5 protein-coding genes and 2 pseudogenes are annotated in these 5,269 nt (G+C 69.1%); 6 read left to right on the top strand and 1 reads right to left on the bottom strand.

The genetic code is table 11. The features are described 5' to 3' along the window. From FPZ41_RS44595 to FPZ41_RS44580, 5 genes and pseudogenes are all read left to right on the top strand, one after another. A partial coding sequence (locus FPZ41_RS44595; protein WP_152870409.1) for an MFS transporter occupies window positions 1-1,355 on the top strand: 1,355 nt, incomplete at its 5' end. Beyond that, the gene (locus tag FPZ41_RS44590) at window positions 1,352-1,714 is read left to right on the top strand and encodes a hypothetical protein (protein ID WP_152870407.1); all 363 of its coding nucleotides are present in this window, start codon (window positions 1,352-1,354) and stop codon (window positions 1,712-1,714) included. The genes FPZ41_RS44595 and FPZ41_RS44590, both read left to right, overlap by 4 nt. Beyond that, window positions 1,711-2,670 (top strand): sugar kinase, encoded by a 960-nt coding sequence (locus FPZ41_RS44585; RefSeq protein WP_322621526.1) that lies wholly within the window; start codon window positions 1,711-1,713, stop codon window positions 2,668-2,670. The genes FPZ41_RS44590 and FPZ41_RS44585 overlap by 4 nt, the downstream gene beginning before the upstream one ends. A 318-nt stretch (window positions 2,671-2,988) precedes the next feature. After that, window positions 2,989-3,114: pseudogene (locus FPZ41_RS49250) on the top strand (IS5/IS1182 family transposase); the annotation flags it as partial. Further along, window positions 3,109-3,223, top strand: a pseudogene (locus FPZ41_RS44580) (IS5/IS1182 family transposase); the annotation flags it as partial. The pseudogenes FPZ41_RS49250 and FPZ41_RS44580, both read left to right, overlap by 6 nt. A 76-nt stretch (window positions 3,224-3,299) precedes the next feature. On the opposite strand, the gene FPZ41_RS44575 reads toward FPZ41_RS44580, so the two are convergent. After that, a complete protein-coding gene (locus FPZ41_RS44575) occupies window positions 3,300-3,728 on the bottom strand; it encodes a VOC family protein (protein ID WP_152870405.1) in 429 nt (142 codons plus the stop codon). A gap of 658 nt (window positions 3,729-4,386) precedes the next feature. On the opposite strand from FPZ41_RS44575, the gene FPZ41_RS44565 reads away from it, so the two are divergent. Continuing rightward, a complete protein-coding gene (locus tag FPZ41_RS44565) occupies window positions 4,387-5,127 on the top strand; it encodes a peptidoglycan recognition protein family protein (RefSeq protein ID WP_152870403.1) in 741 nt (246 codons plus the stop codon). Window positions 5,128-5,269: the final 142 nt, after the last annotated feature.

The raw sequence follows: 5,269 nt of genomic DNA, 5'->3' as shown, positions 1-5,269 counted from the left end.
CACCCGCACCCGCCGATCCCGCGCCCACCGACCCCCGAGCGGTCCGCCGTGCGGCCTGGGCAGGCCTCGTCGGCACCGCTCTCGAGCAGTACGACTTCGTCATCTACGGCACCGCGTCGGCCCTGGTCTTCGGCGACCTGTTCTTCCCCAACGCCACACCGGCGGTCGCCCTGCTGGCCAGTTTCGCCGCCTACGCCGTGGGGTTCGCGGCCCGCCCGCTCGGCGGACTGTTCTTCTCCCGCTTCGGCGACCGGCTCGGCCGCAAGTGGATCCTGATCACCACCCTGTTCCTGATGGGAGGCTCCACCTTCGCCATCGGACTGCTGCCGACCTACCACCAGGTCGGTGTCCTCGCACCGGCGCTGCTCGTGCTGTGCCGCTTCTTCCAGGGATTCGGAGCCGGTGCCGAACAGTCGGGCGGAGCCACCCTCCTCACGGAGACCGCCGTCACCGGGCGCCGAGGGCGGCTCGCCTCGCTGGTGATGACCGGCGCCGCGCTCGGCACCGTGATGGGTGCCGTCGCCTGGATCCTCGTCCAGACCCTGCCGGACGACCAGCTGATGAGCTGGGGCTGGCGGCTGGTCTTCGCCAGCAGCCTGCTGGTCACGGTCGCCGCCATGGTCATCCGGCGCAAGCTCAGCGAGAGCCCCGTCTTCCAGGACCTCAAGCGCCGGCACGAGAAGCCCAAGTCCCCCGTGAAGGAGGTCTTCCAGCACGGCAGGAAGCCCATGCTGCTGGTGCTGTTCATGAACGTCGGTGTCAGCGCCCAGTCGTACACCTACCAGGTCTTCATGGCCTCGTACCTGGTCTCCACGGTCGGTGTCGACGCGTCCTTCGTGCCGAAGGTCCTGATGATCGGAGCGGCCTGCGGCGGTCTCGCCGCCATAGGATTCGGCGTTCTGTCGGACCGCGTCGGCCGTAAGCCGGTCTACGCCTCGATCCTCGCCGCCCTCGTGCTGCTGCCCGGTCCTTCCTTCATCGCCCTGAACACGGGCTCACCGGCGGCCATCACCGTGACCATGATCATCGGCTTCGTACTGGCCGGCCAGGGCGCGGTCGGAGTCCAGATGAGCTACTTCCCCGAACTGTTCGGCACCCGCTACCGCTACGCCGGCGTCACCCTGGGCCGGGAGTTTTCCTCCGTGCTCGGCGGTGGGGTCGCTCCGCTGATCTGTGCCTCCCTGCTCACGGCGTTCTCCGGCTCGTGGATCCCGGTCGCGGTCTACATGATGCTGATGATGATCATCAGCCTGATCGCGGCCCTGATGACTCCGGAGACCCGCGACCGCGACCTGACCTCACCCGTCGACGCCACGGCCCCCGCGCCGGCCGCGACCGAAACGAGCACTCGATGACCACCACCACATCGGCCCGGCCCCGACCCGGCGACGCACTGCGACGCACCGCAGTGGTGGCCGCCCTCCGGGCCGACTCCCCGCAGGATCCCGTCCCGGCGACGTGCACGCCGACTCATGCCTACGTCGTCTGCCGCGAACTGACACCGACCACGTTGGGCGCCCTGAACCCACTGGACGCCCTGGACGCCCTGAACCCACTGAACCCGCTGGAACCGCTGCGCAAGAACCTCGGCGACGTGGTCGACCTCGGCGGTTCCCTCACCCGGGACGCCCCGTCCGGCGGCGATGACCTGAAGGCCCCGGCCGACCGGGCTCGCCGTGCTGCCCTGGCCGCAGCCGCCGGAGCCCGGCCGTGACCGGCGCCCGGATCGTCACGCTGGGCGAGACGATGGGGCTGCTGGCCGCCACCACCGTCGGGCATCTGCAGCACGTACCGCACATGGCCCTGGGCATCGGCGGCGCGGAGAGCAACGTCGCCGTCGCACTGGCGAGGCTGGGCACCCCGGTGACCTGGATCGGCAGGGTCGGTGCGGACTCCGTCGGCGACCGCGTGGTGCGCGAACTGACCGCCGAAGGGATCGATGTCCGTGCCGTACGCGACTCCGGGGCGCCCACAGGGCTGATGCTCAAGGAACGCCTGCCCGGCGGGGCGGTCAGGGTCTGGTACTACCGAGCCGGCGCGGCCGGTTCCCGACTGGCCCCCGAGGACATCGACGCCCGTCTCGTCGGCGGGGTCAGGCTCCTCCATGTCACCGGCATCACCCCGGCACTCGGCGAGTCCGCCGCGGCGGCCGTGTCGTATGCCGTGGACGTGGCCCGCGCCCACGGGGTGACGGTGTCGGTCGACGTCAACTACCGGTCCGCGCTGTGGCCGCCCGAACGGGCGGCTCCGGCCCTGCGCGACCTCGTGGCCCGGGCCGACCTGGTCTTTGCGGGCGACGACGAGGCCGCGCTCGTCACGGGCTGCGAGCCCACCGCCCGCACGCCGGACGAACTCGCCGCGGCCCTCACCGCCCTGGGCCCTGCCACCGCGGTGATCAAGCTTGGCGCCGAGGGAGCACTCGCGTTGGTGGACGGCGCCCTGCACCACAGGGCGGCCGTCCCGGTGCGGGTGGTCGACCCGGTGGGCGCGGGGGACGCCTTCGTCGGCGCGTACCTGAGCGAACTGGTCGCGGGCGCCGACGTCAAACAGCGCCTCGACACCGCCGCACTCGCCGGGGCACTGCTCTGCACGGTCCCCGGCGACTGGGAGGGAATGCCCACCCGCGCGGCGCTCGACGGCTGGACGGGGGTGAGCGACGTACTGCGCTAGTGGGACGGTCTCAGTCAGGTCCTCTGGCCGGGTCTGTTCAGAACATGTTGGGGGTGCGGGTGCGCGGGGGTGCGCACGACATGAAGTGGCAAGAGGCCGGCGGGCCAAGGGCGATTGCTGCCTGCAACCCGCTGTGGTCAAGCAACCGCCCGTTCGTGTCGAACGACCTTGGGATGTTCGGTGACTGACTTACCTGGGTGAGGTGAGACTCAGCCGAATCGTGGAGACACGAGATCGGCTGCCTTCGCCTCGGCCGAGCGGCGGCGGCACTGGTGTTCTACCCCGGAAATCGCCACACGGCGTCGGAAGCCGTCCTGAATGGCCCCGTTTACCGGGCTGAGCGCGCGGCAGTTCGGCAAGCTGCTCACTGCGATGCGTCGCGAGAGTGCGGACCCGGTACGCAAGGCCGGTCCGTGGTGCCGGCCCCTGGAGGACCGGATCCTGCGGATGAAAACCTGGAAGATCCTTCGCGACTGCCGTCTGAAGGGTGGCGGCATTCACACCGTGATGCTCGGCATCGCCCGACTGCACAACCCTCGCCCTCACAGGATGACGTCCGCCCCACACGAGACCACCGTTAACAGAGGACCAAGGGAGACGGCTCTCCACCTCGCCGGCTCGGAGGACATTCAGTCGAGACAGAACTCGTTGCCCTCGATGTCCTGCATCACGATGCACGAATCGTTGCCGTCATACAGGAGTCGCACGCGTACCGCGCCGAGCGGGATCAGCCGTGCGCATTCGGCCTCAAGCGCGGCCAGGCGCTCTTCACCCACGAGCCCGGTGCCGACCCGCACATCAAGATGCACCCGATTCTTGACGACCTTGCCTTCGGGAACGCGCTGAAAGTAGAGTCGCGGGCCGACACCTGAGGGATCACTGCAGGCGAACCATGAACCCTGGTCCTCCGGGGACTGGGAGCGGTTGAAATCGTCCCAAGTGGAGAACCCCTGTGGCGGCGGCGGTACGACGTACCCCAACACCTCGCACCAAAAACGAGCGACGCGCTCAGGTTCTGCGCAGTCGAAGGTGACTTGGAACTGCTTGATCGATGACATCGGCGCACCATAGCAGGGGGACTCTGTTGCTCATTTCTCGGTGTGAATCCGCATGCTGTCGGGAGGACGGCCCTTGCTGGCCGGGACCGCACTGACAGAGAAGACGTCGCGCGATGCCTTGAATGGACAGCCGTCCTCGCCAACTCGTGTGGATGGCTGTTGCCGAGCTCCAGCAGGGCACGCCTGTCCAGCTCGGCGCTGTCACTGCCCGGCCTTCCACTACTCCGCCGGCAACGGTACCGACACCCACGCCTGGATTGACGTGACAGCCTCCTCCCGCGTCGGTGGCGTCAAGTGGCCGCCTTATGTGTCCGTGTGAACCAGGTGCAATCAGACGACTGGCCATATCTTGACGGGGTCCTGTCAATGATTCGACAATCGCTCCCACCTCACCACAGCTTGGAGGACCGTTGACTCACGGCCCATCTCGCCGCGCGACGCTGCTGGCGGCAGCCGCTGGCGCGCTCGCGTTGCCCGCCATATGTTCCGGACCCGCGCGTGCCGCCACCCCCCTCCCGTCGGGAAGCCGTGAACTTCCCATCGTCACGCACTCCCGCCACCCCGGCGCCGTCCATGGCCCTGAAGCGGCGCGCAGCGCCCACGCCGAGCCATTGAACGCCGCCGTCAACTGCGCCCTGGGCCGAGGAGGGCGGAGCTGATGGCCACGTTCGTCGCCCGCTCCCAATGGGGCGCCAGGGCGCCCAAGAGCGTCAGCAGCAACATCACCCCGGCACAGGGCGGTGTGGTCGTCCACCATGTCGATGCCGTGAAGGTGGCAAAGGCCAATCACGCCGACTGCGCCGCCCAGGTGCGGGGCATCCAGAACTTCCACATGGACACCAACGGCTGGTCGGACATCGCCTACAGCCACCTCGCCTGCGTCCACGGCTACCTCTTCGAGGGCCGTGGTGAGAACGTCCGCACCGCCGCCCAGGGCACCACGCAGGGCAATGACGACTGGTACGCGGTCTGTGCGCTGACCGGCGGCACTAGCAGCGACTACGACGCCATCACGGCCGGGCTGATCGACGCCATCCGCTACGGGATCAACCGCCTGCGGGTATCGGGTGGCGCCGCGCAGGCCATCACCGGCCACCGCGACCACCACACGACTGACTGCCCGGGCAACCTGTACCCCCGGGTGCTCAGCGGCGAGGTCAACCCCGGTGGCGGGCCCTTGCCTTACCCCGGGGTGAGTTTCCGCCAGCCGCCGACCTTCGTGCACGCCAGCGTGGCGACCTGGCAGTACCGGATGAAAAACACGCACGGCTACGCCGTCGCTGTGGACGGCCAGTACGGACCGGGATCCGACTCTGCCTGCCGCAGTTTCCAGTCGAGCAAGGGCCTGAACGTGGACGGCATCGTCGGGCCGGCCACCTGGGGTGCCACGTTCATCTAGGGCGCGTTTCGAAAGTCCCGTCGTCCGCCCGAAGGGCGGGCCCCGCGGCGGCGATGGGGGTCCCCCCGCGCGAGCGAAGCCGAGCGTGGGGGAGCGTGCGATCGCAAGGCGCCGGAGCGCCCTAATAGCGGAGCTATTCGGG

The organism is Streptomyces acidicola (genome assembly GCF_009377235.1).
In the GTDB taxonomy this organism is placed as follows: Bacteria; Actinomycetota; Actinomycetes; order Streptomycetales; family Streptomycetaceae; genus Streptomyces; species Streptomyces acidicola.
This window is presented reverse-complemented; position numbering and strand designations above follow the sequence as displayed.